The 26702-nt window shown below is 57.2% G+C and carries 21 protein-coding genes; 10 read left to right on the top strand and 11 right to left on the bottom strand.

What is annotated here, in order from left to right:
* Positions 1-370 precede the first annotated feature (370 nt).
* From dnaK to HMJ29_RS12655, 6 genes are all read right to left on the bottom strand, one after another.
* Entirely contained in the window at positions 371-2317 is a 1947-nt protein-coding gene (gene dnaK / locus HMJ29_RS12630; RefSeq protein WP_171591834.1) for a molecular chaperone DnaK, read from the bottom strand.
* Between the two features lie 204 nt (positions 2318-2521).
* Positions 2522-3139, bottom strand: coding sequence for an immunity 53 family protein (locus tag HMJ29_RS12635; RefSeq protein ID WP_171591835.1), 618 nt, complete (start codon positions 3137-3139; stop codon positions 2522-2524).
* A complete protein-coding gene (locus tag HMJ29_RS12640) occupies positions 3087-4097 on the bottom strand; it encodes an alpha/beta hydrolase (RefSeq protein ID WP_171591836.1) in 1011 nt (336 codons plus the stop codon). The genes HMJ29_RS12635 and HMJ29_RS12640 overlap by 53 nt, the downstream gene beginning before the upstream one ends.
* Positions 4098-4315: 218 nt before the next feature.
* Entirely contained in the window at positions 4316-5218 is a 903-nt protein-coding gene (locus tag HMJ29_RS12645) for a pseudouridine synthase (protein ID WP_171591837.1), read from the bottom strand.
* A 102-nt stretch (positions 5219-5320) separates the two neighbouring features.
* Complete coding sequence (locus tag HMJ29_RS12650; RefSeq protein ID WP_171591838.1) at positions 5321-5752, bottom strand: hypothetical protein; 432 nt, start codon at positions 5750-5752, stop codon at positions 5321-5323.
* Positions 5753-5854: 102 nt separating this feature from the next.
* On the bottom strand, positions 5855-7924 hold the full coding sequence (locus HMJ29_RS12655) for a VWA domain-containing protein (RefSeq protein ID WP_253805639.1): 2070 nt from the start codon (positions 7922-7924) through the stop codon (positions 5855-5857).
* A gap of 166 nt (positions 7925-8090) precedes the next feature.
* Between HMJ29_RS12655 and HMJ29_RS12660 the strand changes: the two genes are divergently transcribed.
* Positions 8091-8621, top strand: coding sequence for a hypothetical protein (locus HMJ29_RS12660; RefSeq protein ID WP_171591839.1), 531 nt, complete (start codon positions 8091-8093; stop codon positions 8619-8621).
* Between the two features lie 205 nt (positions 8622-8826).
* Positions 8827-10002 (top strand): energy transducer TonB, encoded by a 1176-nt coding sequence (locus tag HMJ29_RS12665; protein ID WP_171591840.1) that lies wholly within the window; start codon positions 8827-8829, stop codon positions 10000-10002.
* Positions 10003-10025: 23 nt separating this feature from the next.
* On the opposite strand, the gene HMJ29_RS12670 is transcribed toward HMJ29_RS12665, so the two are convergent.
* The gene (locus HMJ29_RS12670; protein ID WP_171591841.1) at positions 10026-10694 is read right to left on the bottom strand and encodes a YiiX family permuted papain-like enzyme; all 669 of its coding nucleotides are present in this window, start codon (positions 10692-10694) and stop codon (positions 10026-10028) included.
* Between the two features lie 161 nt (positions 10695-10855).
* On the bottom strand, positions 10856-11605 hold the full coding sequence (fabG, locus tag HMJ29_RS12675; protein WP_171591842.1) for a 3-oxoacyl-[acyl-carrier-protein] reductase: 750 nt from the start codon (positions 11603-11605) through the stop codon (positions 10856-10858).
* Positions 11606-11725: 120 nt separating this feature from the next.
* Here fabG and HMJ29_RS12680 point away from each other — a divergent pair, with 120 nt between their 5' ends.
* Complete coding sequence (locus HMJ29_RS12680; RefSeq protein ID WP_171591843.1) at positions 11726-12967, top strand: NAD(P)/FAD-dependent oxidoreductase; 1242 nt, start codon at positions 11726-11728, stop codon at positions 12965-12967.
* 253 nt (positions 12968-13220) lie between these two features.
* Here HMJ29_RS12680 and HMJ29_RS12685 read toward each other — a convergent pair whose 3' ends face one another.
* Positions 13221-13952 carry a tetratricopeptide repeat protein gene (locus tag HMJ29_RS12685; RefSeq protein WP_171591844.1) on the bottom strand — a complete coding sequence of 244 codons (732 nt, stop codon included), beginning with the start codon at positions 13950-13952 and terminating at the stop codon, positions 13221-13223.
* 232 nt (positions 13953-14184) lie between these two features.
* Here HMJ29_RS12685 and lpdA point away from each other — a divergent pair, with 232 nt between their 5' ends.
* From lpdA to HMJ29_RS12705, 4 genes are all read left to right on the top strand, one after another.
* Positions 14185-15579, top strand: coding sequence for a dihydrolipoyl dehydrogenase (gene lpdA / locus HMJ29_RS12690; RefSeq protein WP_171591845.1), 1395 nt, complete (start codon positions 14185-14187; stop codon positions 15577-15579).
* Positions 15580-15709: 130 nt separating this feature from the next.
* On the top strand, positions 15710-15904 hold the full coding sequence (locus tag HMJ29_RS12695) for a hypothetical protein (RefSeq protein WP_171591846.1): 195 nt from the start codon (positions 15710-15712) through the stop codon (positions 15902-15904).
* Between the two features lie 175 nt (positions 15905-16079).
* Entirely contained in the window at positions 16080-17567 is a 1488-nt protein-coding gene (locus tag HMJ29_RS12700) for a flavin-containing monooxygenase (RefSeq protein ID WP_171591847.1), read from the top strand.
* 14 nt (positions 17568-17581) lie between these two features.
* The gene (locus tag HMJ29_RS12705) at positions 17582-18373 is read left to right on the top strand and encodes an SDR family NAD(P)-dependent oxidoreductase (RefSeq protein ID WP_244679275.1); all 792 of its coding nucleotides are present in this window, start codon (positions 17582-17584) and stop codon (positions 18371-18373) included.
* A gap of 207 nt (positions 18374-18580) precedes the next feature.
* Here the strand turns inward: HMJ29_RS12705 and HMJ29_RS12710 are convergent, their stop codons facing one another.
* Both HMJ29_RS12710 and HMJ29_RS12715 read right to left on the bottom strand, forming a co-directional pair.
* A complete protein-coding gene (locus HMJ29_RS12710; RefSeq protein WP_171591849.1) occupies positions 18581-20722 on the bottom strand; it encodes a S9 family peptidase in 2142 nt (713 codons plus the stop codon).
* Between the two features lie 289 nt (positions 20723-21011).
* On the bottom strand, positions 21012-21953 hold the full coding sequence (locus HMJ29_RS12715) for a DMT family transporter (protein ID WP_171591850.1): 942 nt from the start codon (positions 21951-21953) through the stop codon (positions 21012-21014).
* 318 nt (positions 21954-22271) lie between these two features.
* On the opposite strand from HMJ29_RS12715, the gene HMJ29_RS12720 reads away from it, so the two are divergent.
* The 3 genes from HMJ29_RS12720 (at position 22272) to HMJ29_RS12730 (ending at position 26635) form a co-directional block, all read left to right on the top strand.
* Positions 22272-23558 carry a replication-associated recombination protein A gene (locus HMJ29_RS12720; protein WP_171593326.1) on the top strand — a complete coding sequence of 429 codons (1287 nt, stop codon included), beginning with the start codon at positions 22272-22274 and terminating at the stop codon, positions 23556-23558.
* 336 nt (positions 23559-23894) lie between these two features.
* On the top strand, positions 23895-25652 hold the full coding sequence (sppA, locus tag HMJ29_RS12725; protein ID WP_171591851.1) for a signal peptide peptidase SppA: 1758 nt from the start codon (positions 23895-23897) through the stop codon (positions 25650-25652).
* A 164-nt stretch (positions 25653-25816) separates the two neighbouring features.
* Complete coding sequence (locus tag HMJ29_RS12730) at positions 25817-26635, top strand: purine-nucleoside phosphorylase (RefSeq protein ID WP_171591852.1); 819 nt, start codon at positions 25817-25819, stop codon at positions 26633-26635.
* Positions 26636-26702 lie beyond the last annotated feature (67 nt).

Consider the following 26702-nt stretch of genomic DNA (forward strand, 5'->3'; position numbering starts at 1 on the left):
GTCTACTTCTCAGCAAAAGGCCTCTCCAATCTGGAGAGGCCTTTTGCATATCTGATTGTTGAGGAAGGTAGTCTATGGTCTCGAATAGCATCAGTGCACACTACAATGACCGTGTTAAACGCAATCCTACACAAAGGAGTGGCCTATAGTATGAATGGTAAGCAAGAAGGCTCCTCATTCTGAGCGGATTTGAAGGCTGCGGGAAGCAAGCAGGTAGTTCGACTGCTCTGATGTGCTTATTAGCCGCCCGTGGTGCATAGAAATGATTTTTAGCGAGCACCCGGGATAGACGCTGCACAACGTACCAATTCATAAAAAAGGCCCAGAGCAATTGCCCTGGGCCTTTTTTATGAGCTACTCCTCGAGAGGATTACTTGCCTACTTCTTCGTAGTCAACGTCCGTAACGTTGTCGTGGGGCTGGCCTTGCTGGCCATTGCCGCCGGGCTGGCCGGCACCGCCGAAGGGGTTGCCACCGTCAGCACCGGGCTGGCCGTCGGCACCGCTCTGGGTAGCGGCGTACATCTCTTGCGAGGCAGCCTGCCAAGCAGTGTTGATGGCTTCCATAGCAGAATCAATCTGGCCCAGGTCCTTGCTCTCGTGAGCCTTCTTGAGGTCAGCGAGGGCGTTTTCAACGGCCGTCTTGTTGCCTGCGCTCAGCTTATCGCCGTACTCCTTCAACTGCTTCTCAGTCTGGAAGATCATGGAGTCAGCCTGGTTAACTTTCTCAATGCGCTCTTTCTCCTGCTTGTCAGCTTCAGCGTTGGCGGCAGCTTCGTTACGCATACGCTCAATGTCAGCGTCGGTGAGGCCCGAGGAGGCTTCGATGCGGATCTTCTGCTCTTTACCGGTGCCTTTGTCTTTGGCCGACACGTGCAGAATACCGTTGGCGTCAATGTCAAAGGTTACTTCGATTTGCGGAACACCACGGGGTGCTGGCGGAATCGAGTCGAGGTGGAAGCGGCCGATGGTGCGGTTCTGCGAAGCCAATGGGCGCTCACCCTGCAGCACGTGAATCTCAACCGAAGGCTGGTTATCAGAGGCAGTCGAGAAGGTCTCCGACTTCTTGGTAGGAATGGTCGTGTTCGACTCGATTAGCTTGGTCATAACACCGCCCATCGTTTCGATACCCAGCGAAAGCGGGGTCACGTCGAGCAGCAGCACGTCCTTTACTTCACCGGTCAGTACACCACCTTGAATGGCAGCGCCCACGGCTACTACTTCGTCGGGGTTAACGCCTTTTGAAGGCTTCTTGCCGAAGAACTTCTCTACCTCCTCCTGGATGCGGGGGATACGCGTAGAACCACCCACCAAGATTACTTCGTCGATGTCAGAAGTGCTCAAGCCAGCATCTTGCAGGGCCTTTTTGCAGGGCTCCATCGAGCGGCGTACGAGGCTGTCAGCGAGCTGCTCGAACTTCGCGCGGCTCAGCTTTACCACCAAGTGCTTGGGGCCCGAAGCCGTAGCCGTTACGTAGGGCAGGTTGATTTCAGTTTCTGAAGAGCTCGACAGCTCCACTTTGGCCTTCTCAGCAGCTTCTTTCAAGCGCTGCAGGGCCATAGCGTCTTTACGCAGGTCGAGGCCTTCGTTTTCGCTAGCGAAAGTCTCCGCCAGGAAGTTGATGATTACTTGGTCGAAGTCGTCGCCACCGAGGTGGGTGTCGCCGTTGGTGCTCAGCACTTCAAACACACCATCACCCAGCTCTAGAATTGAGATGTCGAAGGTACCACCACCAAGGTCGTACACGGCAATCTTCTGGTCTTTGTGCTTCTTATCGAGGCCGTAGGCCAGTGCAGCGGCAGTGGGCTCGTTGATAATGCGCTTTACATCGAGGCCAGCAATGGCGCCAGCTTCTTTGGTAGCTTGACGCTGGGCGTCGTTGAAGTAAGCAGGCACCGTAATAACGGCTTCCGTTACCGACTGGCCTAGGTACTCCTCAGCGGTCTGCTTCATTTTCTGCAGTACCATGGCAGAAATTTCCTGCGGAGTGTACTGCCGGTCGCCAATTTTCACGGCTACCGTGTTGTTAGAGCCACGCTCCAGCTCATACGAAACGTGCTTCGCTTCTTCGGTTACTTCACCGAAGCCGCGACCCATGAAGCGCTTAATAGACTGGATGGTGTTCGTAGGGTTGGTAATGGCCTGACGCTTAGCGGGGTCACCTACTTTACGTTCGCCTTTACCGTTATCGAGGAACGCCACGATCGAGGGAGTCGTGCGGCGGCCTTCGCTATTCGGAATCACCACCGGCTCGTTGCCTTCCATTACGGCCACGCACGAGTTGGTGGTGCCGAGGTCAATACCGATTATTTTGCCCATTTGACTGGTTATCGTTAGGAGTTGAGGTGTCAGATACTAGATGCGAATTACTCGCACCGGGTGAATTACAAGACGCGTACCAGCCACAGAAATGGCTCTTTTTTGTGACAGATTGTCACTTTTGGATAACACACCGGAGTGATTCGCGACGGTCTGACTTTTACGGAAAAATAGGACAAGGGATATGCTGACAGCCGGGCAGAACTATTGCCTAAGCACTTCAGGTTGCCTTTTTACTGGAACTACTAAGAACGTCCGCAGCATGTTGTCCTCTGCTTGGTAAACGGTAGGTTCGGCTTGGTCCCCTATTGAATAACCTGTGTCAATTCCTGAAAGTAAATGTCCAAGTTCAGCGAATAGATCAAGATCAGCTTCAGTGCCCCATTCGTAACAATGGGGCATGGTAGGATCAGCAACGGCGCAAATTTCCACACTAGATTCGGATAGCATCCTAGCCTGCGCTTTCAGCCATAACCGGTTTTCATAGCCAGCTACAGGTAAATGAACTTCTAAAGTGCAATTGGGGTCAAGATGCGCGGGTAAAAACGTATCAAGGAAATAGCTCAATATTTCGGTAAGATTTTCAGGGCCACCGCTGCCCTCAAAAACATCTTCTTTAACTGAGTAGCTTACCCAGTTAGTTACTGTTCTTTCTACTATAGGATAGTCAAAGCTGACTTTCCTTACACAGGTATCACTGAGGTCTATTTTAACGACCCATCCTGGATTATCTATGTTGGTTATAGAAACGCCATAAGAATGCTCCCAATCACCGTTGCAGTTGATAGTGTACCAGCGCTGAAGTCGTTGTAGAAAATCCATTGTCTGATAAGTGAGATGAGATGCTATTCGTAAACCCCTCCATCGTCCGTTCCCACAGCTGCTTGTGCTTCCACCAATAGGGCTCATGGCCGGAGCCAGGGAAATCCTGCCGCTGCTTAGGGCCGCTGAGTGCCGCGTAAATGGCATCGGTTTCCTGGCGTGTTACTCGCGGGTCGGCGGTGCCCCACATGAGCAGGGTAGGAGTGGAAATGTGGGCTGCATAACGCGTGGCATCAAGGTCAAACGCCCAGAAATTATTCTCTAGGCCACCCCAGAACACCAGCAGGTTCGCCATGGGAAAGGAGGGCATGTGCATGGAGCGGAAGCGGCTCTGCGCAGTTTCGAGCATGCTGCCGTAGGGGCATTCCAGCAGGTTGGCGGTGGGGCATACGCCTAGTTCGGCCTCGGCGCGTAACGTGGCCACCGCGCCCATGGAATTGGCATAGATGAGCACGGCCCCCGGCCGGCGCTGCAGCCACCGAACTACCGTGGCCACGTCGGCGGCTTCGTGGTGGCCTACCGTGCAAACGCTGCCCTCGGAGCCGCCGTTGCCAGCAAAATCGGTGAGCAGCACGGAGTAGCCGAGGCGGCGGAAAGTGGCGGCTTCGGTCAGTAGCTTGCCTTTGGAGCTGGTGTAGCCATGAAATAAGGCCACCGTGCCCCGGGCGTGTGGCGCGGCGCTGTACCAGCTTTCTAGTCGGCCATTAGGGCTGGTCAGGTAAATGGTCTGGTAGGGGAAGGGTGGCCTAGCGTGGTTTAGTGGCTTCGGGTTCTTGATGCCAGTCAGTAGTACCCACAGTTTTTGCGGCCCTGAAAGCTGCTCGGGGTTAGCCGTGTGTAGGCCACTCTCCGTGGTGAAATGGGTAAAGCGCCAGGCGTGAAAGCTCGCTACCACATTAGCCAGCAGAAACCCCAGTGCTATCAGTAATCCAAAGCGAGCAAGATTCCGGCGAGACATAGCAAAGAGGATGGGTCGGGTTGTCGTTCTGGTGGGCGCCTCACCCCCCCCCGGCCCCCTCTCCAAAAAAGGAGAGGGGGGCCAGACGATTTATTATGCATTTGCTGATCTGGGATTTGCTCTAAAACTGTCATACCGAGCAGCGCGGGGAATCAGGAGAGTGGCCTGGCAGCTACCCAGATTCCCCGCGCTGCTCGGTATGACAATACTAATGTTTACTAACCGCGTCCGTTGCGGCCGCCACCGGCTGGCCCAGGCTTGCGGCCCGCACCACCACGTCCGGCCGACTTAGGACCGGGCTTGCTGCCGGGCTTGCCGGGTGTGGCCTTGCCGCTGGCCGTTTTACCACCCGTTGGTTTGGCGCCAAACGACCTACCGCCCCGGCTACCGGCAGCATTTCCATTTTTGGCATCAGCAGCGCCGCCAAAGCCGCCGCGGTTGTAGCCGCCGGCGCTGTTCTGGCCGGGCTTTGCAGAGGCAGGGCGTATCCCACCGGGCCAGTATTCGGCTTTGGCGGGCGTTTTAAAGGTGCCGGCGGCAGCCGTTTGGGCGGCCATGTCGTCGGTGAGGGCTTTCACCTCGGCGGCGGTAAGGTCGCGCCACTGGCCGGGCTGGAGCTTGGCTACTTTCAAATCAGCAATGCTTACCCGAACAAGGCGCAGGGTAGGGAAACCCACGGCGGCCGTCATCTTGCGCACCTGCCGGTTCATGCCCTGCGAAATCCGGATCTGCACCCAGCTGGTGGGGATGTTGGCCCGGAAACGCACCGGCTTGCTCCGCTCCCAGAGCACAGGCTCTTCGGAAAGCAACTCTACCTCGGCGGGCGAGGTGTAGCCGGTTTTCAGGTCTACGCCGCGGCGCAGGTTCTCCAGTGCTTCTTCAGTGGGTACCCCTTCTACCTGCACCCAATACGTTTTCGGCACTTTAAAGCGCGGCTCCGAAAGGCGGTGCTGCAGCTGCTTGTCGTCGGTAAGCAGCACCAGGCCCTCAGAGTCGTAGTCGAGGCGACCAACGGGGTAGATGTTCGGGATGTCAACAAAGTCCTTGAGCGTGGCCCGGCCTTTTTCGTCGGTGAACTGGGTGAGAACTTCGTAGGGCTTGTTGACGAGGATGTAGCGCATGGCTTAACGGGGTGGCCTAGGCAAGCGCCGGGGCCGTGATGGGTCCGACGGATACCGGACGAAACAAGAAAATGTCCACGAAGGTACCAGCTCTGGTCCGCACTAGCGCAGTGCCTCCGCCGATTGTTGCTGCACCTGCTTCAGGCGCTTCTGTCGCACACTCTCGGCCATCAGCAGCCGCACTTCCCCATTGGGGCGCACCACGTATTCGCCGCTGTCCCGGATCATCTCTCCATCGCGCATTTCGTCGCGGTAGTCGTGGTGCACCAGAATCCCGATGCGGGCAGTATCAGCTGGAGTAGGTGCGGGTGGGGCTGGCGCCCCGTTAATCTGGGCCATTTCGGCCAGGTACAGTAAAGAGTCGCGTTTGGTGTACGGCTTAAGCCGAAACTTGCCGGGGAAGTAGTTGGCCGCGTCACTGGCCCGGTTACGCACGAAGTCCTGCACGGCCAGCTCTGCCTGCTGATCAGTGGTTTTCTTACAGCTGCCCAGCAGTAACACGGCGGGGAGTAAAAGGAAAAAAGGAGTTTTCATCACTGGCAAAATATATCAGACTACTGCTCACCTCATCACTTGCATTACGCCAAATGAAGATTGAGCGCAGTGCTAGGTAGAGCAGGAAAAGTACAGGAAGGGCTAAACACCACCGGAGTATTTGCGGGTAGCCCACTCCACGGTAAGCAGGCCCAGCAGCAGGAAGAACAGCCATTTAAGGTTGATAAGATCCTTCAGATCTTCCTGCTCATAGATTATGGGCTTGTAGTTGGCCTTCTGAATATCCTGACTGAGCTGCGCAAACTGCGCCGGGTAATAAAGCCGCTGCCCGCTGCGGCGCGCCAGCTGGTAAAGCAGGTTGTGGTCGGCGCGCGACTGCAGAGCCTCCAGCTGCTGATCCTGCACGAGCACCTCGCCGCGGTCTTGCTGGGCCTGGCCACCGAGGGTGGCGCGGGCCGCATACTGGTACAGGCCACCGGGCAGCGGACCAATGTGCAGAGGCGCGCCATCTTCGCTGTTCGTGAAGGTGAACGTGCGGGTTTTCTGCTGCTCGTCGGTTAGCGTGAGGGTAATCTGCTGGCCGTAAATGCGCTCGAAGATAGCGTTATACGTTTCGGCCCCGAAGGTGATGTCATCCTGGGAGGTGAAGGCATCCTGCGTGGGGTACACGTCGAGGCGCTTCTTGTTGGCGTTTTGGGTGAGCAGCTGCAGCGTCCGGATGATGAGGCGGTCGTAGACCTCGGGCCGGTCGTCGTGCTCCACGGCTTCCTGCAGGCGCCACTGCCAGCTGCCATCGGTCAGCAACGTGGCCTGCCGCTGCGCTGGGGTACCGCCAAAAACCAGCAGGGGCTTCTGGGTTTTCACGCGGCCTACCTGCTGCCACAGAGCGGCTTCAGCCCCCCCGTTGAGCCGCACTTCCCCAAAGGGCACCGGCGCGGGTGGGTAAGCCGCAAACCGCTTCAGGGCATCCTCCTCGAAGGTAAAGCGCGAAAAAGCCGAGTTCGGTGTGGGCGTTACGTCATCGGTCTGCTGGCCGCGGGGCTGTACCGTGAGGCCGGTGTTCAGAGCGTTGTAAGAGCCAAAATCCGACTGCGCCCCGAGAATGTAGAGCGCGGGCAGGCGGCGGGTACGCACCAGGTTCAGCACCTCCTGGCCTAGGCCACCCTGAGAAGGCAACTGATGCAGAATGGCCACATCGTAATCCTGGGCCTTAAGCGGGGCAATGCCGGGCAGGTAGGTGGTCAGGTCGAAGTTGTCGTTGGTGATGATGGCCGCGCGTAGGGCCTTGAGGTCGGGGTGGGGGGCGGCCCCGGCTAGTAGTACACGCAGCTTGCCCTTCACCACTTCCACGTAGGCAAACTTGGCGTTGTTGAGGTCGGTAAACTCGCCGGCCTGCTTTTCAATAACTACCTCATAGCGCCGCTTGCCGGGCGCGGGTGCCGTAATGAGAAAGGTGGTTTTGGTGCGGCGCTGCCCAGCCGGTAGGTTCACGCGCTTGGTTTGCAGCACCCGGCCGTTTTCGCGCAATACCACGGTGGCTACCTGGCCCGCAAAGCCATCGTAGGCCACCTCCGCCTCAACCGGGAACTGATTGCCGCTGAAGGCTACCCGGTTATACGTGAGTTGGGGTAGGCTCAGGTCTTTCTTGGCGATGGTATCGCCGAGGCCCAGCGCGTAGATCGGAAAGTTGTAGTCGGTGTACTGGGGGGCGCGGCCTTGGTTCACGAGGCCATCGGAAGCCAGCACCACACCGGCCAGGTTGCGGCCCTCGTAGCCTTCCCGAATGGAGGTAAGCAGGCCATCCAGATCCGAGGAAGCGGCCTTGAACTGCACAGAGTCGGGGCGGACGGGCCTGGCGGCATCCAGCACCCGCGTTTCCACCTTAAAGCCCCGGCCGCGCAAGGTTTCGGCGAGCTGTGCCAGGCCCTGCGTAGTTTGGCTCAGCACCGCCGAGGGCGTGAACAGGCCTACCGACTGGGAGTTATCAACGGCCAGCACCACGGTGGGTGCTTCAGTGGTGGTAGTGGTAGTCCGGATAAAGGGCGAGAGCAGCAGGAAGCACAGGAAGCTTACTACCGCAAAGCGTACGAAGGCCAGCGTATAGTTTACGGCCCGGCTCCAGGGCGCTTTAGCCGAGTAGAGCAGGGCCGCATAGCCCGCGCCCACGGCCAGGCACAACAGTATAAACCAGGGGGAAGCAGATAGTAGCAAATGCCAGCAGAATCAGTGTGAAGCTAAGAACCCCAGATTGCCTCGCAGAGTTGCGTCGCAGCTAAGGTGAGAAAGCGAAGGTAGGCGGTTGCCAGGGAGAAAGCAGATATGGAAATCTGATAGCATATTACAGCAGAAGTCGTATGCTCTATACATTCCGGTACTTATGCAAAAGATTATCCTGGGTCTATTATTCGTGACTAGTGTAGCGTTTGTATTGACGAAAACAGTGTTCAAGGCTCCCCCTTCCAAAAGCTTACACAGTTTGCCTAATATTGGCTTAGATACTATTAAGTTGGGAGTAGGATATGCTGGCTGCGGAGAGTGGGGTGGGCGCCGAGAACTAATCAAGGTATTTCAGGGCGGTGGAGAGAAATACAATGAGTTAGATTTTACTGATACGACCCGCACATACTTTGCTGAGTATTGGGTGGACTCACTAGAATGCTCATACAGGACGGATAGACGGTACCGTATGAAAGTCCGCAAATTACTCACGCTGAGCGATGAGTCGTTAGTATTGCGTTACATGCAGGATTTTATTCCTGCTACTTTAAAACGAGGGTCAGCGTCTGATTATCAGTATGGTAGTAGTTATTATATGAAGTTTCAAGGGAGAAACAACGTTGTACTACATTACCCTAGTGCAGGCAAAGATGTATTTCAAGAACTGCGTGCACAGCTATATAGCAAATAAAGCTCACCACACTGTCACCAATTACCTACTCTCCAGCATCCGCATGGGTGAAATAACCCTTTTATTCATGTGGATGCGCCTTGACTGGCACGGCGGGGTGGCCTAAGTCAAACTCGCGTAGTGTCTACAGCAGAAGGAAGCGGCAGAAGTAACCGGAAAAAACTGTAGGTTAACTGCTGCTTCTGCTACCTGCTACTATACGCTTATGCCCCGATCTATTGCACATTATCTGGCCACTGTTGCCCTCATTTGCGCCCTAATCAGTTCTACCGCTGCACAGCCCAGCAAACTGGCACCCTCGCCCTACCAGGTCGCGCAGGCTGCCGCCCGCCAAGGCGACACCCGTACCGCTTTGCGCCAGTTGAAGCAGGCCGTGGCGCAGGGATACTACTGGGAGGAAACCCTGCGCGCTGAGCCTGCTTTTGCGCCGCTTACTACGCAGTCGGGCTGGACGGCAGTGTTGCGTCAGGCCCATCAGAAACAGCAGCGCCACGAGGCCAACTTCAACCCCTCCTTGTTGGCACTGATACGGAAAATGCGCTATCAGGACCAACATAACCGTCTGTTGGCGCAGGCGGCTGACCAGCAATACGGAGTCAACTCGCCGCAGGCAGTGGCCGCTATGCGGGAGCAAGAGCCGCTGGACGCACGGCTGATTCGGCAGGCTGATAGCTTGGTAGCCATTTATGGCTATCCGGGAAAGTCAGTGGTAGGCGAGTATTATAAGTCGGTGGTGTTCTTGATTATACAGCACAACCCCGATGAAAAGTACTTGCCGATGCTCACAGCCGCCGCCGATAAAGGCGAGCTGAACTGGTCGTCAGTGGCCTTGCTAGTGGATAGGGTGAAAACTGAGAAGGGCGAACCGCAGGTATATGGCACTCAGCCTCATATTTGGCCCGATGGTCGTAAACAGTTATACCCCATCGAGGATGAGCCGAACGTAAACGTAAGGCGGGCAAAAATTGGGTTAGGTCCGCTTGAACCGTATTTACAGCAATTTGGCATTGCCTACCAGGTACCTACTGCCACGCACAACCCAAACCCACCAGAGTTGTATGTCTCGCCTCGTGCCCGGGAAGTGCATAAGTCGCCGGTAGAGTTGATTGGTAGCTACGAAGCGCTACAGGCTCAATTGGTCTATCCTGAGCAGGCCAAGAAAAATAAAGTGTCGGGCAAAGTCGTTCTACAAATGGTCATTGACCCGCAAGGCGTACCACAAAACGTACTCGTGGTAAAAGGCATAGGCAGTGGCTGCGATGAAGAAGCCCAGCGCGTTATGCGCACCGCTCGCTTTACCAACTCAAGCGGTGAGGAACACGAAATTCGAATGAGCCTGCCATTTTCCTACGATAAAGCAGTATCAGGTACGGGCAAGTAGCCAACAGAAGCCAAAGGGTAGGCCTAGTTGACTGTCACCAACTCCCTGCTCTCCAGCATCCGCACGGGAGAAATTACCTTCTCATCCAAAGGAATATGCTCACCGTAGCGCTCCTGCAGCTTGGCTTGCACGGCGGGGTGGCTCAGGTCAAACTCGCGTAGCGTCTGCAGCTTCCCAATTTCGCGGCCGGTTGCTTGCTGGTACATCTTCCAGAGCAGTTCTGAGCAGTAAATCCGGTCATCAGACCAGCCGAAGTACAGGTCGTAGCTCTTGCCGCGGTACTGCTCGCCGGCGGCTTTCAGGCGCTGTAAGGCCGCGGGCGTCAGCACGGTTTCAGCCTCGCGGAGGCGCCTTACTATTACTTTGCCGTCTTTGCCCCGCGCGGCCCAGGCCACCAGGGAGGTTTCGCTTACGGGCTGCACGGCTTCAAACACACGCCACTCCCCGTTGCGCTGAAACAGGATACCGCAGTGGCTGTAGGGTGAGTGCGTGGCCAACTGAATAGCCTGGCTCTGGGCCGATTGCGACGTCTGAAAAACCAGGTCGCCGTTACGAAGTTTGGGAGCTAGTTTAGCTACCATCGTCTGGGCCGATTGCCTTTGCTGAAAGCGCGTAAATCGGCGGTGCAAACGCGGGTAGGCCACTAATGAAACAGCCAGTAGCAGAAGAAGTGGGAGCAGATAGCGAAGCATATATCTGGTAAATCAGCCATGTAAAATACATCATGCTGAGCTTGTCGAAGTATCTCTACCGGGGCATTACTGTGCTGAACTAGTAATGCCCCGGTAGAGATACTTCGACAAGCTCAGCATGACGTTCTATTTATACGCAGCCTAAAACTGGCCTAATTGGCCTAGGTCAGCATACCGCCGTCTACCTGCAGCACCTGGCCACTGATGTAGCTGCTGTCGTCGGAGGCGAGGAAGGCGGTGGCTTTGGCCACGTCTTCGGGCGTGCCGCCGCGGCGCAGCGGAATGGCTTTGCGCCACTCGTCTACCTGCTTGGGGTCGAGGGCACCGGTCATTTCCGTTTCAATGAAGCCGGGAGCAATGGCGTTGCAGCGGATGTTGCGCGAGCCCAGCTCCAGGGCCACCGACTTTGTGAAGCCAATGATGCCCGCTTTAGAAGCCGCATAGTTGGCCTGGCCGGCGTTGCCTTTGATGCCTACTACTGAGGTCATGTTGATGATGCTGCCGGCTTTGGCGCGCATCATGGGCTTGGTGGCGGCCTTGGTCAGGTTGAATACTGATTTCAGGTTCACGTCGATTACCTGGTCCCACTGCTGCTCACTCATACGCATGAGCAAACCGTCTTGGGTGATGCCGGCATTATTTACCAGCACGTCCAGCTTCCCGAACTCGGCTACTACGTCATCCACCAGCTTTTCCGCTTCGGCGTAAACGGAGGCGTCGGAGCGGAAGCCTTTGACTTTTGAGCCGTGCGCGGCCAACTCCTGTTCGAGCTGCTGGCCTTTTTCCACGCTGGAGAGGTAGGTGAAAGCCACCTGAGCGCCCTGTTGGGCGAAATATACCGCAATGGCGCGGCCGATTCCTTTGGAAGCACCCGTAATCAGGGCCACTTTTCCTTCGAGCAGTTTCGTCATGGAGGCGAAGGTAGCAACGAAAGGCAATAGGCCACCTAGGTAGCCAAAGCGGAATTCTAGTGTTGCAGCGGGCATAACGCCCAAACTACCGCTTCTGGCGTGTATCTTCGCCACTCGTCTATGCCTGACACCGATATTTGTATTCTGGGCGCTGGCCCTGGCGGCGCTACGGCGGCGTTACACTTGGCCAATGCCGGCCACCGCTGCCTGCTCCTCGACCGCGCCACCTTCCCCCGCGACAAAGTGTGCGGTGATGCCCTTAGTGGTAAAGTTATCAACGAGCTCCGCCGGATAGGTGAGAGCCTGCCGGAGCGCCTGGCCGCCGAGCCCATTCAGCTGCCAAGCTGGGGCATTGACTTTTACGCCCCCAACGGCCGTCGCCTGGCTGTGCCGTTCAAGCCCCGGTACAATGCCGCCACCGACCGCTCCGCCGGCCACATCAGCAAGCGCATTCACTTCGATAATTTCCTGATTGAAGAAGTGCGGCAGCGCCCCGAAATTGACTTCCGCGAGAATGTAGATGTAGCCCGCCACGAGCAGCTGCCCGATGGCCGCTGGCGCTTGCTAGGCCCGGCAGGGGAGGAACTGGCTACTGCTAAGTTGCTGCTGGTAGCCAACGGGGCACAGTCGAGCTTTGCGCGCCAGATTGGGGGCCACGAGCTGGAGCCGGCCCACCATTGCGCCGGCCTGCGGGCCTATTACCGCGGCGTCACTGGCCTACACCCCGATAACTTCATTGAACTGCACTTCATTAAGGACTTCCTGCCCGGCTACCTCTGGGTGTTTCCATTGCCCAACGGCGAAGCCAATGTGGGCGTGGGCATGCTGACGGAAGCCGTTTCCAAGAAAAAGGTGAAGCTGCGCGAGCGGCTGGAGGAAATGCTGCACACCCACCCAGCCCTGAAAGAGCGTTTTGCCACAGCTGAGCGTTTGGGGCCAGTACGAGGTTTTGGGCTGCCGCTAGGTTCCAGGCGTAGGCCACTATCCGGCGCTGGCTACCTGCTGCTCGGCGATGCTGGCTCCCTCATCGACCCATTCTCCGGCGAAGGCATCAGCCACGCCATGGTATCGGGGCGCCACGCCGCCGACTGGGCCGGACGCGCCCTGGCGGCCCAAAATTTCACGCCAGAGTTCCTGAAGGGTTACGATGGCGCCGTGTATAACCGCTTGTGGCAGGAGCTGCGCCTGAGCCGCGGCATGCAGCGCCTGCTCAACTACCCGTGGCTGTTCAACTTTGTGGCTAACCGCGCCGCCAACAACCCCACGCTGGCCGAAACCATCAGCAACATGTTCCTGGACCTGGACCTGCGCGAACGGCTGCGCCAGCCCAGCTTCTATGTGAAGCTGCTGCTGGGCAAGTAGGTGAAGTGGTGAAGTGGTGAAGTGGTGAAGTTGCGGAAGGCCGGTCTAGGCCTGTGGTCATTGCGAGCGGAGCGAAGCAATCCTTCCTTGTCGTAAGCACAACTTCTGAGGACATAAAAAAGCCCCTACTTCCATTGTGGAGTAAGGGCTTTTTTGTGTTTCGACGGTTCGGGCCATGAGGAAGGAAAGATTGCTTCGCTCCACTCGCAATGACAATAAGCCTAGACCGGCCTTCCGCACTTCACAAATTCACCTACTTGCCCGCGTAGCGGCGTAGGCTCTTGGCGGCTTCGGGGTTGAGCTGGGTGGCTTTTTCTAGGTCGGCTTTGGCCTCATTGGGTTTGTTAATGGAGGAGTAGCTGATACCGCGGTACTCGTAGGCGTCAGCGTAGCTAGAGTCGAGGGCCAAGGCTTTAGTGAAGTCGGGGATGGCGCTCTTGAAGTTGAACATCTGCATTTTAGCAGCGCCCCGGCCAAAGTACGCTTCCTTGTCTTCGGGGTTGTACTTGATGGCCTTGGTAAAGTCGGAGATGGAAGGGGAGTACTGCTTTAGCTTCAGGCGGTTGAGGCCCCGGTTGTAGTAAGCCTCGGCATTAGTCGGCTTCAGGCGCAGCGCGGCGTTGTAGTCAGCAATGGCATCAGCGTAATCCTTGAGGTGGCTCTTGGCTTTGGCCCGGGTCAGGAGGGCGTCAAAGTTGCGCGGGGTGCTCTTCAGCGTAACATCCGCTGCCCTGATTTCGGCTTTATAATCGGCGGCGGTTTTACGGGCGGCGGCTTCTACTGCGGTAGGGGCGGTGGGCGCTGCCGAAGCGGTTACAAGAGTGGAGGCAGTGCTGGCCGTATCGGCAGCACGGGCAATAACCGTTTCGCGGCCAATGTTACGGGCGGCCGATGTAGTGGGCCTTTCTGCTTCAGTGGTGCGGGCGCACTCCGTGGTGAGCAGTAGGGTAGCCAGAGACAAAAAAGAAAGTACCGGTAATTTCATGGGTAATGGCAGAGTGAGAAGAAGCGGAAAATAGATTTTCCAGCGCATACGGCCCTTGTACGCGGAGACTAAGGCAAAGGCTGAACCGTAGGCCATAATTTTGTGACCCTGGGCTAGCAGTGAAGCCCTTGGGTAGGTGCGGAGTTGCGCGGCGTGCCTATCTTTGTCCGGCCGCGTCCGGACTCTTATAAACGGCGGGGTGTTTTCCTTCCAAACCTTCAACCTGTACAACATGGCATTGCAATACGACCTGGTCGTTGTCGGCAGCGGCCCCGGCGGCTACGTAGCCGCTATCCGGGCTTCGCAGCTTGGTCTGAAAGTAGGCGTGGTAGAGCGCGAGTCGCTCGGTGGTATCTGCCTCAACTGGGGCTGTATCCCAACCAAAGCCCTGCTCAAGAGCGCCCAGGTATTCGAATACCTCAACCACGCCGGCGACTACGGTCTGAAGGCTGATGGAGTGGGCTACGACTTTAATGCCGTAATCCAGCGCAGCCGCGGCGTGGCCGATGGCATGAGCAAAGGCATCAACTTCCTGTTCAAGAAGAACAAAATTGACGTGGTATCCGGCACCGGCAAGCTGACGGCTCCCGGCAAGGTAGAAGTGACGAAGCAGGACGGCTCGAAAGAAACCGTAGAGGCGAAGTCCATCATCCTGGCCACCGGTGCCCGCTCGCGTGAGCTGCCCGCTCTGCCCATTGATGGTAAAAAAATCATTGGCTACCGCCAGGCCATGGTGCTGCCCCAGCTGCCCAAGCGTTTGGTGGTAGTTGGCTCCGGCGCTATTGGTGTGGAGTTTGCCTACTTCTACCGCACCATGGGCTCTGAGGTGACGGTGGTAGAGTACCTGCCCCGCATCGTGCCCGTGGAGGACGAAGAGGTATCGCGCCAGATGGAGAAATCCTTCAAGAAAATTGGCGTGAACGTGATGACCAGTGCCGAGGTAACCAAAGTGGACACCAGCGGCGAAGGCTGCAACGTGACCATCAAAACCGCTAAAGGCGAGCAGCAGATTGCCTGCGACGTAGTGCTGTCGGCGGCGGGCGTGGTTACCAACCTCGAGAACATCGGCCTCGAAGAGCTGGGTATTAAGGTGGAGAAAGGCCGCATCATCGTCGACGACTTCTACCAGACCAACGTACCCGGCATCTTCGCCATTGGCGACATCGTGCCCGGCCCCGCACTGGCGCACGTAGCTTCTGCCGAGGGTATCATCTGCGTAGAGAAAATTGCCGGCCACCACCCCGAGCCACTTAACTATCAGAACATTCCTGGCTGCACCTACGCCTCGCCAGAAATTGCCTCGGTAGGCCTCACCGAAGAAGAAGCCAAAAAACAGGGCTACGACATTCTGGTGGGCAAATTCCCCTTCTCGGCCTCAGGCAAAGCCTCCGCTGGTGGCGTGAAAGACGGCTTCGTGAAGGTAATCTTCGACAAGAAGTACGGCGAGTGGTTGGGCGCCCACATGATTGGCTCCAACGTGACGGAAATGATTGCCGAGGTAGTGGTAGCGCGCAAGCTCGAAACCACCGGCCACGAAATCATTAAGTCGGTGCACCCGCACCCCACTATGTCGGAAGCTATCATGGAAGCTGCCGCTGCTGCTTACGGCGAGGTAATTCACCTGTAAGCCACATTAAGCAAAAGAAAAGCCCCGTTCAGTTAGCTGAACGGGGCTTTTTTGCGTTATTAGGTCACACGTTATGTCTCGGCCTTACCATCACTTTGCCGGTCTCTGCCCTATCTAATCTTGCTTCCTAATGGCTTCTATTTCTTACCGTACACTGTTTCTGGTGTTGTTGGCCGGTATGGCCATTGTATTGTTAGCGGGTTTCCTTAAATCCAATAACATGGCGGGCGCCGACATAGTAGTCATTCTAGGCCTAGGCATACAGGCAGTAGCAGGTATTATGATGGTCTGGAAGTTCGCTAGTCGTCTGGATAAGTCAGAGTAGGTTTGGAATAGGAATAGCCCAGTTCACAGCGACTTGCCCATGCAATGGACTTGAGGCCTGTTTGGGGCATTTCGTTAACCACCCACGAACGAAGTAGAGAATTGAGCTGGAGTGGGATGCTTTTCGGTGCCTGAGTGTTCACGGAGCCATTCTCACCTATGTCCTATCTTATTCTATGGCTACTCCTTATTCTGCTACTGCAGAGCCGCTGCTCGACGTGCTAATCGTTGGGGCCGGGTTATCCGGTATTGGAGCTGCGTATGCTTTACAGGAGCGCTGCCCCGGTAAGCGCTACGCCATTCTGGAGGCACGCGAAGCAGTAGGCGGCACCTGGGACTTGTTCCGGTACCCCGGCATCCGCTCCGATTCTGATATGTACACCTTGGGCTACGGCTTTAAGCCCTGGAAGAACCCTAAAGCCATTGCCGACGGCCCATCTATCCGGAGCTACATTGAGGAAACTGCCCGGGAAAGCGGCATTCTGCAGCACATTCGGTTTGGCCATGAGGTGATAGGAGCGGCCTGGTCTAGCACGGAGGCCTGTTGGACGGTAGAAGTAAAGCACCACTCCACGGGCGAGGCTCGGACCCTACGGGCGCGGTTCCTATATGTGTGCAGCGGCTATTATAGTTATGAGGAGGCCCACCGCCCCACGTTTCCGGGCGAGGCAGAATTTCAGGGGGCGGTGGTGCTACCTCAGTTCTGGCCCCAAGAGCTAGATTACTCCGGTAAGCACGTGGTAGTGGTAGGCAGCGGGGCCACGGCCGTAACGCTGGTGCCAGCCATGGCTAAATCGGCGGCACACGTGACCATGCTGCAACGCTCCCCATCGTACATTGTAACCCGGCCTTCAGAAGATGCCATTGCTGCCAAGCTGCGGCAGTATTTGCCCGCCCAACTGGCCTATCGGGCTACCCGCTGGAAAAACGTACTGCAAAGCATTGTGCTGTACCGGATAGCGCGCAGCAAGCCAAAGCTGGCCAAAAAGCGCATTGTGCAGCTGGCTAAGCAGGAACTAGGGCCCGATTACGATGTGGGCACCCACTTCACTCCAAGCTACAAGCCCTGGGACCAGCGCGTGTGCGTGGTGCCGGATGGTGATTTGTTTCAGGCGGTGCGGGAAGGCCACGCCACCGTTGTGACCGATGAAATTGAGCGCTTCACTGCAAGTGGCCTACGGTTGAAGTCGGGGCAGGAGCTGCCGGCCGATGTAGTGGTACTGGCCACGGGCTTAAAGATCAAACTATTAGGCGGCATGCAGCTGCACGTAGATGGTCAGCTGGTGGAGCCCAACCAAAGCTTAACCTATAAGGGCATGATGCTCAGCGACGTGCCCAACTTTGCCATGGCCTTCGGGTACACCAATGCCTCCTGGACGCTGAAGGCCGACCTCACCGCGGGGTACGTCTGCCGGTTGCTGCGCTACATGGACCGCCACCACCTCGATATTGCTGTGCCGCGCAAAGAGCAAAATGTGGAGCCGGAGCCGTTTCTCAACTTTACTTCCGGTTACGTGCAGCGCGCCCAGGCGGTATTGCCCAAACAAGGCTCCCGGCGGCCCTGGAAAGTATACCAGAACTACCTGCAAGACCTCCTGACCATCCGTTTTAGCCGCCTGGCCGATGGGGTTATGCACTTCGGACCTAAAGGAGTAATGCCATGAAGCTCGAGGACAGAATGGCTCTTATTACCGGGACCGGCGGAGGTATTGGTAGAGGCATAGCGCTGGCGCTGGCACATCGGGGTTGTCACCTGGCTTTGGTCGATATCAACGAGGACGCCCTGGCGCAAACCGCCGCTCAGTGCCGGAACTTAGGTATACGAGTCACCACACATCTGCTCGACGTAGCCGACCGGGAGGCCATCCGCCAGCTGCCCGCTCAGGTGCACGCGGCGCACGGTTATTTAGATGTTCTTATCAACAACGCCGGCGTGGCGTTGGGCGGCACGTTTGAGCAGGTAAGCGAGGCCGATTTCGACTGGCTCATGGAAATCAACTTCCACGCCGTGGTGCGCCTCACGCGGGCCTGTTTGCCCCTGCTGCACCAAAGCGACGACGCTCGAATAGTAAATATGTCCAGCCTCTACGGCCTGATCTCGCCGCCCGGCCAAACGGCATATTCGGCCAGCAAATTTGCCGTACGAGGCTTCTCCAACGCCCTGCGGCACGAGCTGGAAGGCACCCGTATTGGCGTAAGCGTGGTGCACCCAGGCGGCGTGGCTACTTCCATTGCCAAGAGTGCGCGGGCGCCAGGTGGCGTAACAGAGAAAGAGATAGAAGAGGAGCGCACCCGCCACGAAAAGCTACTTCGCATGCCACCCGAAAAAGCGGGCGAAATCATCGTGAGAGGCCTGGAGCAGCGCCGCCCCCGTATTCTAGTCGGGGCAGATGCCAAAGCCGTTTCCGTATTGGAGCGACTATTTCCGGTGCGTTATTGGAGCATCCTGCAGCGGGCTATCCGTCGCTAAGAGGCTGACGTAAGCTTTAAGTAGAGACGCATTGATGGGAGTCTCGTCTTACGGATGTGGTTTACCCTGTTGTTCTAGGCCAGTTGTTCTGACGCCGGTTGTCCAAGTATGCTTCTTTACATCGTTCGATGGTCACTCATCCACAAAAAAGAGGCCTAGCCGTTACTAACGGCTAGGCCTCTTGGGCTTATTTATGCAACTCTAGGCCTATCTGCCGCCGGGAGGGCAGTTCTCCTTGAGGAATTTAGTGTAGGTAGAAGCCAGGTGGCGCGTAGTGCCTTCGCCTTCCGAGATACCGTGGGTCCGGTTGGGGTAGGCCATCAGCTGGAAGGTTTTGTTGTTTTTCACCAGCTCATTAATCATCTGCTCGGCGTTGTTATAGTGCACGTTGTCGTCGCCGGTGCCGTGGATGAGCAGCAGGTTGCCACGCAGGTTTTTAGCGTGGGCCAGCGGTGAATTGTCTACGAAGAAATGCTTGTCTTCGGGCAGCAGGCCCATGTAGCGTTCCTGGTAAATGTTGTCGTAGTTCAGTTGGTTGTCAACGGCCGCAATAGAAATACCCGTCTTGTAGATCTGGGGGTATTGGAACAGCAGGTTAAGAGTCGAAGAGCCGCCGCCGCTCCAGCCCCATACCGCTACGCGGCTGGTGTCAACGAAGCTGTTTTTCAGCACTTCCTTCGCGCCCATGGCCTGGTCGCGGATGTTGAGGCTACCAATGTTGTGGTAAATAGCCTTGCGGAACTCACGGCCGCGGGGCGCGGGGGCACCGCGGTTTTCCAGGGAAGCGTAGATGTAGCCGTCATCGGCCATGCTGCCTTGGTAGAGGCGGTTGAAGCCAGTACCGAAACGGTCCGTTACGGTCTGGCTGGCGGGCTCCCCGTACACGTAGAACACGATGGGGTACTTCTTGGCGGGGTCGAAGTTGGTGGGCTTCACCATCCAGCCATCCAGCGTCACGCCATCGGTGGTCTTCACCTGGAAGAACTCCACCTTGGGCAGCTTCAGGCTCTTGGCCTGAGCGGGCGTTTCGCCGCCGTTCAGGCGCTGGTGAGCAGGCAGGGAAACTACGTCGGCAACGGGAAAAACCGTGCTGCTGGAGTAGTTATGCAGGGCAATTTTGCCGTTGGGCGAGATGTCGTAGCTGTGCGAGCCGGCCAGGTTCTGGGGCGTCACGCGGGCAGCTTTGCCGCCTTTTAGCGGTACTTGGTACAGGTAGGTTTGGGTGGCATTGGTGGGGGAGGCCATGAAGTAAATGGTGCCGGCCTTCTCATCAATGTTCTCGATGCTGATAACGTCGTAGTCGCCTTTGGTCAGCAGCGTAGCTTTGCCCTTTCGGTCAATGTTATAGAGGTGGCGCCAGCCGTCCTTTTCACTCGACCACACGAAGCTCTTACCATCGTTAACCCAGTTCCAGCCCACGGCGCCTTCTTTAGCGTCAATCCAGGCCTTGTCGGTTTCGGTGTAGAGCGGGCGCACGGCTCCGCTAGCAGCAGTAGCCAGCATCAGCTTGCTCTCGTTCTGGCGCCGGTTCAGCTGTTGCAGAATCAGCTCGTTGTTGCCGGCCCACTCCATGCGCGGAATGTAGTGTTGCACGGCGTCGCCGGGCACTTCCATCCACTTGGTAACGCCACCAGCCACGGGCACCACGCCAATGCGGCAGCGGCTAGGGTCTTCGCCTACTACGGGGTACTCCACGGGCACCGTGAAGGGGTAGAGGGCGTCGGTGGTATTTAGCATCAGGTAGTTGCGGGTCTTGGTAGCGTCGAGCTGCCAGTAGGCCAGCTTCTGCCCATCGGGGCTCCAGCGGAAACCGTCGCGGCAGTCCAGCTCCTCCTCATACACCCAGTCAAAGGTGCCGTTGATGAGGCCTGTGGTCCCATCGGTGGTGAGCGGCGTGATGGTGTTATCGGCCAGGTTCTCCACGTAGAGGTTGTGCTCGCTCACGTAGGCCACCTTGCTGCCATCGGGCGAGAACTTGGCAAACATCAGCGACGACTCGGGGCGGCCTTTGCCCAGCTGCGTCAACTTCTTGCCATCAAGGTTATACACCCAGTAGTCGCCGCGGGTATCGTAGCGCCACACTTTCTTGGTGTTGGTATTGAGCAGCACCTGGCGGCCGTTGTCGGAGAAGGCAAAGCGCCGCACTTTCAGGGGCACCGACTGCCCGGCGGGCGTCAGCTGCTCTTTGCTGATAAGGGTGGTAGACTTGCTGGGGTCGCGGGCGTCGAGCTGAACAATTTCGTCGTTCTGCGTCCGCATGTAGCCGTAGCCATCTTTGGTCCATTGGGTGCCCGGACCTACTTGTGCCAGCGCGGCGGAGCCCCCCGTTAATAGGAGAAAGGCAACCATACCGAGGCAGCGTACTGCGTGTTTTAACATATGGAATGGGAAGGATTAGGAGCTGAAATTACATGTTATGTGCTGAACCAAGGCTTGTTGGCATTGAAAACCGTTGCCCCGTTTTCGGAGGGTATTGCGCAGTAAGCCCAGGATGAGGCAGGCGCGCGAACTACGTAAAACAGGCCTGGCAACCGCAGCAACGCCTCTAAGACACCGTTGGCACCTCAGCGTTGCAGGAACAACGCGGAACGGTGGCACAAAAATTCGTGCTGATGACAATGCTCTTGCTCGTAGGCCACTAATCCTGCACGGGCTCCAGCGGAATGGCGGTGGCTACCGGCTGGTGCTTGGGCTTACGGCTGACCAGGAACACGCCTCCAAAAATCAGGAGCGCCTGCAGAGCCTTGGCAGTTGTGAGGGTGTCTTTGCCCAGGCTCACGGCAATAAGCACTGCCAGCGCCGGCTGCAAGTAAATGTAAGCCCCCAGCAACGACGGCGACGCATACTTTAAGGCCCAGTTGTTGAGCAAATAGGCCATAATGGTCAGGCACACTACCATGTACACAATGGCGGCCCAAATGCCCAGTGGGAAGCTGGCATAGTCGGGCTGCTGCACCTGCTGCCAGCCGGCGGGTACGGCCAACACGGCCCCCACCAGGAATATGCGCGCCAGCACCGTGAATGGGTGATACTTGCGCATCAGGGGCATCACAATTACCAGGTACACCCCGAAGGCGGTGGCGTTGAGCAGGATAAACAGGTTACCCAGCATGGTATCCTGGCCCGGAGCGGCGGCCGGCCCGTGCCCGCGGCCAAGAATAATGAGCGCCGCGCCCACACCCGCTAGGCCTATCCCAAGCAGCCGCGGCAGCGTAAGCTTTTCGCCGAGCAGCACCACCGAAGCCAGAACCGTTACAATGGGCGCCACCGTCTGGATGAGGGAGGCATTGATGGGGGAGGTGAGGTTGAGGCCCGAAAAGAACAGCAGCTGGTTCAGCCCAATGCCCAGCAGGCCACACGCAATGGCCCGTAGGTTGTCGGCGCGGCCGGTAATTCGGTCTTGCGGAGCAACTATCCGGCTGACAATCCCAAAGAACAACGCCGCGCCTACAATGCGCAGCAGTACCAGCCCAAATGGCCCCATGTACCGCGGCATCACATCCTTAGAGATGCTATAGTTGGCGGCATAAATCAGGGCCACCACAAACAAAGCGGCGTGAACTCGGACGGCATTTTTCATGGGCCGTAAAGGTAGCGCCAGCTGCCACTTCCGCTTCGCGTTTCGTACAACGATTTTCCAGCTGGTAGGTCGTAGGCCAGTTCAACAACATAGACCGTCATGCTTCATCTAACGTCCGCGCAGTCGAAGCATCTCTACCGCTTCGCCTGCTAGACTGGAGTTTGCCAGAGGTAGAGATGCTTCGGCAGGCTCAGCATGACGGTCTGAGGTATTCTGTATTCCTCTGCCTGACCTACGCTACCTTTACCTTACATTCCCCTCGCTATGTCAACCGGCTCTCTTTTTGATTCTGATCCTCAACCTGCTTCCCAGTCTGCTATGTACCCGCCCCGGCCGGGTGCACCGTTGGCGGAGCGGATGCGGCCGCGCACCCTGGATGAATATGCGGGCCAAAAGCACCTCATCGGGCCCGAGGGGGTACTGCGGCGCTACCTGGCTGCCGGGCGCCTGCCTAGTCTGATTTTATGGGGCCCGCCGGGCGTAGGCAAAACCACACTGGCCAACCTACTGGCTCAGGAGCTAGGCCAGCCTTTTGCCTCCCTCAGCGCCGTAAATGCCGGGGTAAAGGATGTACGCGACGTAATTGAAAAGGCCAAGCGCCAGCGCGGCACCGTGCTGTTCATCGACGAGATTCACCGCTTCAGCAAGTCGCAGCAGGATGCGCTATTGGGCGCCGTGGAGCAGGGCATCGTCACGCTGATTGGGGCAACCACTGAGAACCCCTCGTTTGAGGTGATTCCGGCCGTGCTAAGCCGGGCGCAAGTGTACGTGCTGGAGCCGCTCAGCAAGGAAGTGCTGACTGGCCTAGTAGACAAAGCCCTAGCCGAGGACGAGGTTCTCAAGCAGAAAAAAGTGCGCGTAGCCGAGTACGGCGCTTTGCTAATGATTTCGGGTGGCGATGCGCGCAAGCTGCTCAACCTGCTCGATATTGTGGTAGAAGCCAGCCGCCCCAACCCCAAGACCGGCGAAATCATCATCACCGATGAGGCCGTACAGCAACTGGCCCAGCAGCACCTTACCCGCTATGATAAAGGCGGCGAGATGCACTACGATGTTATTTCGGCCTTCATCAAGAGCATCCGCGGCTCTGACCCCAACGCCGCGCTGTACTACCTGGCCGTAATGCTGGAGGGCGGCGAAGACGTGAAGTTCATTGCCCGCCGCTTGCTGATTTTGGCCAGTGAAGATGTAGGCCTAGCCAATCCCAACGCCCTCATTCTGGCCCAAAGCTGCTTCCAGGCCGTCACGGTTATTGGCATGCCGGAGTCGGATATTATTCTAGGCCAGACGGTGGTGTACCTCGCCACGTCGCCCAAGAGCAACGCCAGCTACAAAGCCATCAGGGAGGCGCGGGCCCTGGTGCGCCAGCAGGGCGTGCAGCCCGTACCCATTCCGCTGCGCAACGCGCCCACCAAGCTTATGGAGGAGCTGGGCTACGGCAACACCTACATGTACTCCCACGACTACGAGGGCAACTTCGCCTATCAGGAGTTCATGCCCGAGCAGCTCAGTGGCCGCGTCTTCTACCACCCGGGCCACAACCCCGCCGAAACCAAAGCCCAGGAGCGCCTCCGCCATCTTTGGGGCGAGAAGTATGGGTACTAAGTGGGGCTGAGGTGACGAAGTGAGGTGGCCTGGCAACACTGTAATGGCGAGGACGCAGCAATCCTTCCTTCTCTGTGCGCAAACCACCGACCTATTCAAAAGCCTTGGTTTCCACTGCAGAGCTAAGGGCTTTCTGGTTCTCCAAGGTTTCTTCCTGTGAACAAGGAAGGATTGCTTCCGCCCTCGCCATAACAACCAGCTGGGCCACCCCAGCACCTTATCAGGCTTCACTACCTGTTCCCGCTACAAAATGGCCGGTTCGTTGAATACCCGGCGGGGCACTACAAAAGCCTCTACATTTGTTAAGAGACCTAATTTGCTATTCCTTCTTTTTCAATGAGACAATTTTTTAAATACGTGCTGGCCACTCTCACTGGGCTGGTGCTGTTCGCTGGTTTAGGTTTTCTGCTGCTGATTGGGCTTATCGTGGGTCTGGCTTCTTCCGATAAAGAAGTGACCGTAGCCAGCAACTCGGTGCTGGAACTGACGCTGGATAAGCCGATTGGGGAGCGGGAGTTTGATAATCCGTTTTCGAGCCTGGTTGGTGGGCAGAGCAGCAGCATTGGTCTAGATGAGCTGAAAGCCAGTATTCGCAGGGCCAAGGAAGACGGCGACATCAAGGGCATTTTCCTGAACCTGGACTTGGTGCAGGGCGGTATGGCCTCGCTGGAGGAAGTGCGTCACGAACTGCTTGAGTTCAAAAAGTCGGGCAAATTTATCGTGTCGTACGCCGATGCGCAGTCGGAGAAAAGCTTCTACCTGGCTTCTGTGGCTGATAAGCTCTATCTGAACCCCCAGGGCACTTTGGAGTTCAACGGCCTCAGCTCCGAAACCATGTACTACAAAAACCTGTTTGATAAGCTGGGCGTGCAGGCGCAGATCTTCCGGGTGGGCTCGTTCAAGAGCGCCGTGGAGCCCTACTTCCGCACCAGCATGTCCGACTCGGCCCGGCTCCAAACGTCCTCATTCCTGAACTCCATCAACGATGCCATGCTGGCCGATGTATCGGCGGCCCGTAAGCTGGCGCCCGCCCGCGCCAAGGTCATTTCTGACTCTATGCTGGTGCACAACGCCGACGACGCCAAGCGCCTTGGCCTTGTGACCGACCTCGGCTACTACGACCAGGCTACCGACTACATCAAAGGCAAGCTGGGCGTGAAGAAAGACAAAAAGCTCAGCCTCATCAGCCTGAGCGATTACTCCAAAAACGAGGATAAAGATGACGCTAACAGCGGTAATCGCATTGCCGTGATTTACGCCGAGGGCGACATTGTGACGGGCAAAGGCGGCAACAATAGCATTGGCAGCACGCGTTTCGCTGAGGCCATCCGCAAAGCCCGCCTCGACGACAAGGTGAAGGCCGTAGTACTGCGCGTGAACTCGCCTGGTGGCTCCTCTCTGGCTTCTGATATTATCTACCGCGAGGTGATGCTGACCAAGAAAGTAAAGCCTATCATCTGCTCCATGTCGGATGTGGCAGCTTCTGGCGGCTACTTCATTGCTATGGGCTGCGATACTATTGTGGCGCACCCCACCACTATCACGGGCAGCATTGGGGTATTTGGGGTATTGCCAAACATTGAGCCTTTTCTGCGGGATAAAATTGGCATTACTACTGACCGCGTAACCACCGGCAAGTTCTCCGACTTTCCCACCATCACGCGCGCGCTCACGCCTTTTGAGCAGAGCCAGTTTCAGGCCGAAATCAACCGCATTTACGCCGACTTCACCACCAAAGCTGCCGCTGGCCGCCACATGCCCGTTGAGCGTCTGCGCCGCTTAGCCTCGGGTCGGGTGTGGTCGGGCTCCGAGGCCAAAGCCCGCGGCTTGGTTGACGTGCTGGGCTCGTTTGATGATGCCCTGCGCATTGCCGCCCGCCGGGCCAAGCTCAAGGAGGGCGACTACAAAATTCAGAAGCTGCCCCGCCAGAAGTCGTTTGCTGAGTCACTCTTCAGCGGCTTCAGCGAAGAGGTACGCCTGCAGCTGGTAAAGCAGGAAATGGGCCCCATGTACCCCATGTATGAGCAATACAAAACCCTCACCGAGATGAAAGGGGTGCAGGCTCGCATGCCATTCGAAATGACTATTCAATAAAGGATGTTCTTCAGCAAAAGGGCCGCCAGCACATACTGGCGGCCCTTTTGTGGTTTATGACAGGCCTAGGGTGCTACCTGGGCCGACCACGCAAAGCACCTAACCGCCCCGCGGCTTTGGCTGATGCGTAAGTAGTACCTTGCAGCCTAAACTGAACCATACGCATGCAGCAACTCCGCGAAGCCGCCGACTTCCTCCGTCAAACCCTTCAAGATTTTCAGCCCGAAGTAGGAATTATTCTCGGTACTGGCCTGGGCGCGCTGGTGAAGGATGTAGAAATGAAGCACAGCTTCTCCTACGCCGATATTCCTCATTTTCCGGTTTCTACGGTGGAAAGCCACGCGGGCAAGTTGCTGGCGGGCACTCTGGCAGGCAAGCGGGTGCTGGTGATGCACGGCCGCTTTCATTACTACGAGGGCTACACTATGCAGCAGGTGGTGTTTCCGGTGCGGGTAATGAAGCTGCTCGGGATTGAGAAGCTGTTTGTGAGCAACGCCGCCGGCGGCCTAGCCCCCGACTTTGAGTACTCAGACCTAATGCTGATTGAGGACCACCTCAACCTGCAGCCCACCAACCCGCTGATCGGAAAAAACTACGACGAACTTGGGCCTCGTTTCCCCGACATGATGGAGCCCTACGACCTGGGATTATTGCGCTTGGCTGAAGAAGCCGCCCAGGAATTAGGTCTAGGCCAGTACATGCGCCGCGGGGTATACGCCAGCCTTTCTGGCCCCATGCTGGAAACGCCCGCCGAGTACCGCTACCTGCGCACCATTGGGGCCGACGCTGTGGGCATGAGCACTACCCCTGAGGTAATTGCTGCCGTGCAAATGAGCTTGCCTGTGCTGGCCGTATCTGTCATCACTGACCTGGCCTCGCCCGGCAAACTCAAGAAAGTAGATATTGCCGATATCCTGCGCACGGCGGCCGTAGCAGAGCCTCGCCTGACGGCGCTGTTCCGGCGGGTGTTAGAGAAGCTGTAGAAGCTTATGGTTAGTCTAGTCCTATGAAAAAAGCCGCCGTGCACTGGTGCACGGCGGCTTTTTGTTG

The sequence above is a fragment of the Hymenobacter taeanensis genome (assembly GCF_013137895.1).
Classification (GTDB): domain Bacteria; phylum Bacteroidota; class Bacteroidia; order Cytophagales; family Hymenobacteraceae; genus Hymenobacter; species Hymenobacter taeanensis.

Coding starts and splice junctions, on each gene's coding strand:
- dnaK (WP_171591834.1), bottom strand. CDS start 2,317: ATGGGCAAAATAATCGGTATTGACCTCGGCACCACCAACTCGTGCGTG.
- HMJ29_RS12635 (WP_171591835.1), bottom strand. CDS start 3,139: ATGGATTTTCTACAACGACTTCAGCGCTGGTACACTATCAACTGCAAC.
- HMJ29_RS12640 (WP_171591836.1), bottom strand. CDS start 4,097: ATGTCTCGCCGGAATCTTGCTCGCTTTGGATTACTGATAGCACTGGGG.
- HMJ29_RS12645 (WP_171591837.1), bottom strand. CDS start 5,218: ATGCGCTACATCCTCGTCAACAAGCCCTACGAAGTTCTCACCCAGTTC.
- HMJ29_RS12650 (WP_171591838.1), bottom strand. CDS start 5,752: ATGAAAACTCCTTTTTTCCTTTTACTCCCCGCCGTGTTACTGCTGGGC.
- HMJ29_RS12660 (WP_171591839.1), top strand. CDS start 8,091: ATGCAAAAGATTATCCTGGGTCTATTATTCGTGACTAGTGTAGCGTTT.
- HMJ29_RS12665 (WP_171591840.1), top strand. CDS start 8,827: ATGCCCCGATCTATTGCACATTATCTGGCCACTGTTGCCCTCATTTGC.
- HMJ29_RS12670 (WP_171591841.1), bottom strand. CDS start 10,694: ATGCTTCGCTATCTGCTCCCACTTCTTCTGCTACTGGCTGTTTCATTA.
- fabG (WP_171591842.1), bottom strand. CDS start 11,605: ATGACGAAACTGCTCGAAGGAAAAGTGGCCCTGATTACGGGTGCTTCC.
- HMJ29_RS12680 (WP_171591843.1), top strand. CDS start 11,726: ATGCCTGACACCGATATTTGTATTCTGGGCGCTGGCCCTGGCGGCGCT.
- HMJ29_RS12685 (WP_171591844.1), bottom strand. CDS start 13,952: ATGAAATTACCGGTACTTTCTTTTTTGTCTCTGGCTACCCTACTGCTC.
- lpdA (WP_171591845.1), top strand. CDS start 14,185: ATGGCATTGCAATACGACCTGGTCGTTGTCGGCAGCGGCCCCGGCGGC.
- HMJ29_RS12695 (WP_171591846.1), top strand. CDS start 15,710: ATGGCTTCTATTTCTTACCGTACACTGTTTCTGGTGTTGTTGGCCGGT.
- HMJ29_RS12700 (WP_171591847.1), top strand. CDS start 16,080: ATGGCTACTCCTTATTCTGCTACTGCAGAGCCGCTGCTCGACGTGCTA.
- HMJ29_RS12705 (WP_244679275.1), top strand. CDS start 17,582: ATGGCTCTTATTACCGGGACCGGCGGAGGTATTGGTAGAGGCATAGCG.
- HMJ29_RS12710 (WP_171591849.1), bottom strand. CDS start 20,722: ATGGTTGCCTTTCTCCTATTAACGGGGGGCTCCGCCGCGCTGGCACAA.
- HMJ29_RS12715 (WP_171591850.1), bottom strand. CDS start 21,953: ATGAAAAATGCCGTCCGAGTTCACGCCGCTTTGTTTGTGGTGGCCCTG.
- HMJ29_RS12720 (WP_171593326.1), top strand. CDS start 22,272: ATGTACCCGCCCCGGCCGGGTGCACCGTTGGCGGAGCGGATGCGGCCG.
- sppA (WP_171591851.1), top strand. CDS start 23,895: ATGAGACAATTTTTTAAATACGTGCTGGCCACTCTCACTGGGCTGGTG.
- HMJ29_RS12730 (WP_171591852.1), top strand. CDS start 25,817: ATGCAGCAACTCCGCGAAGCCGCCGACTTCCTCCGTCAAACCCTTCAA.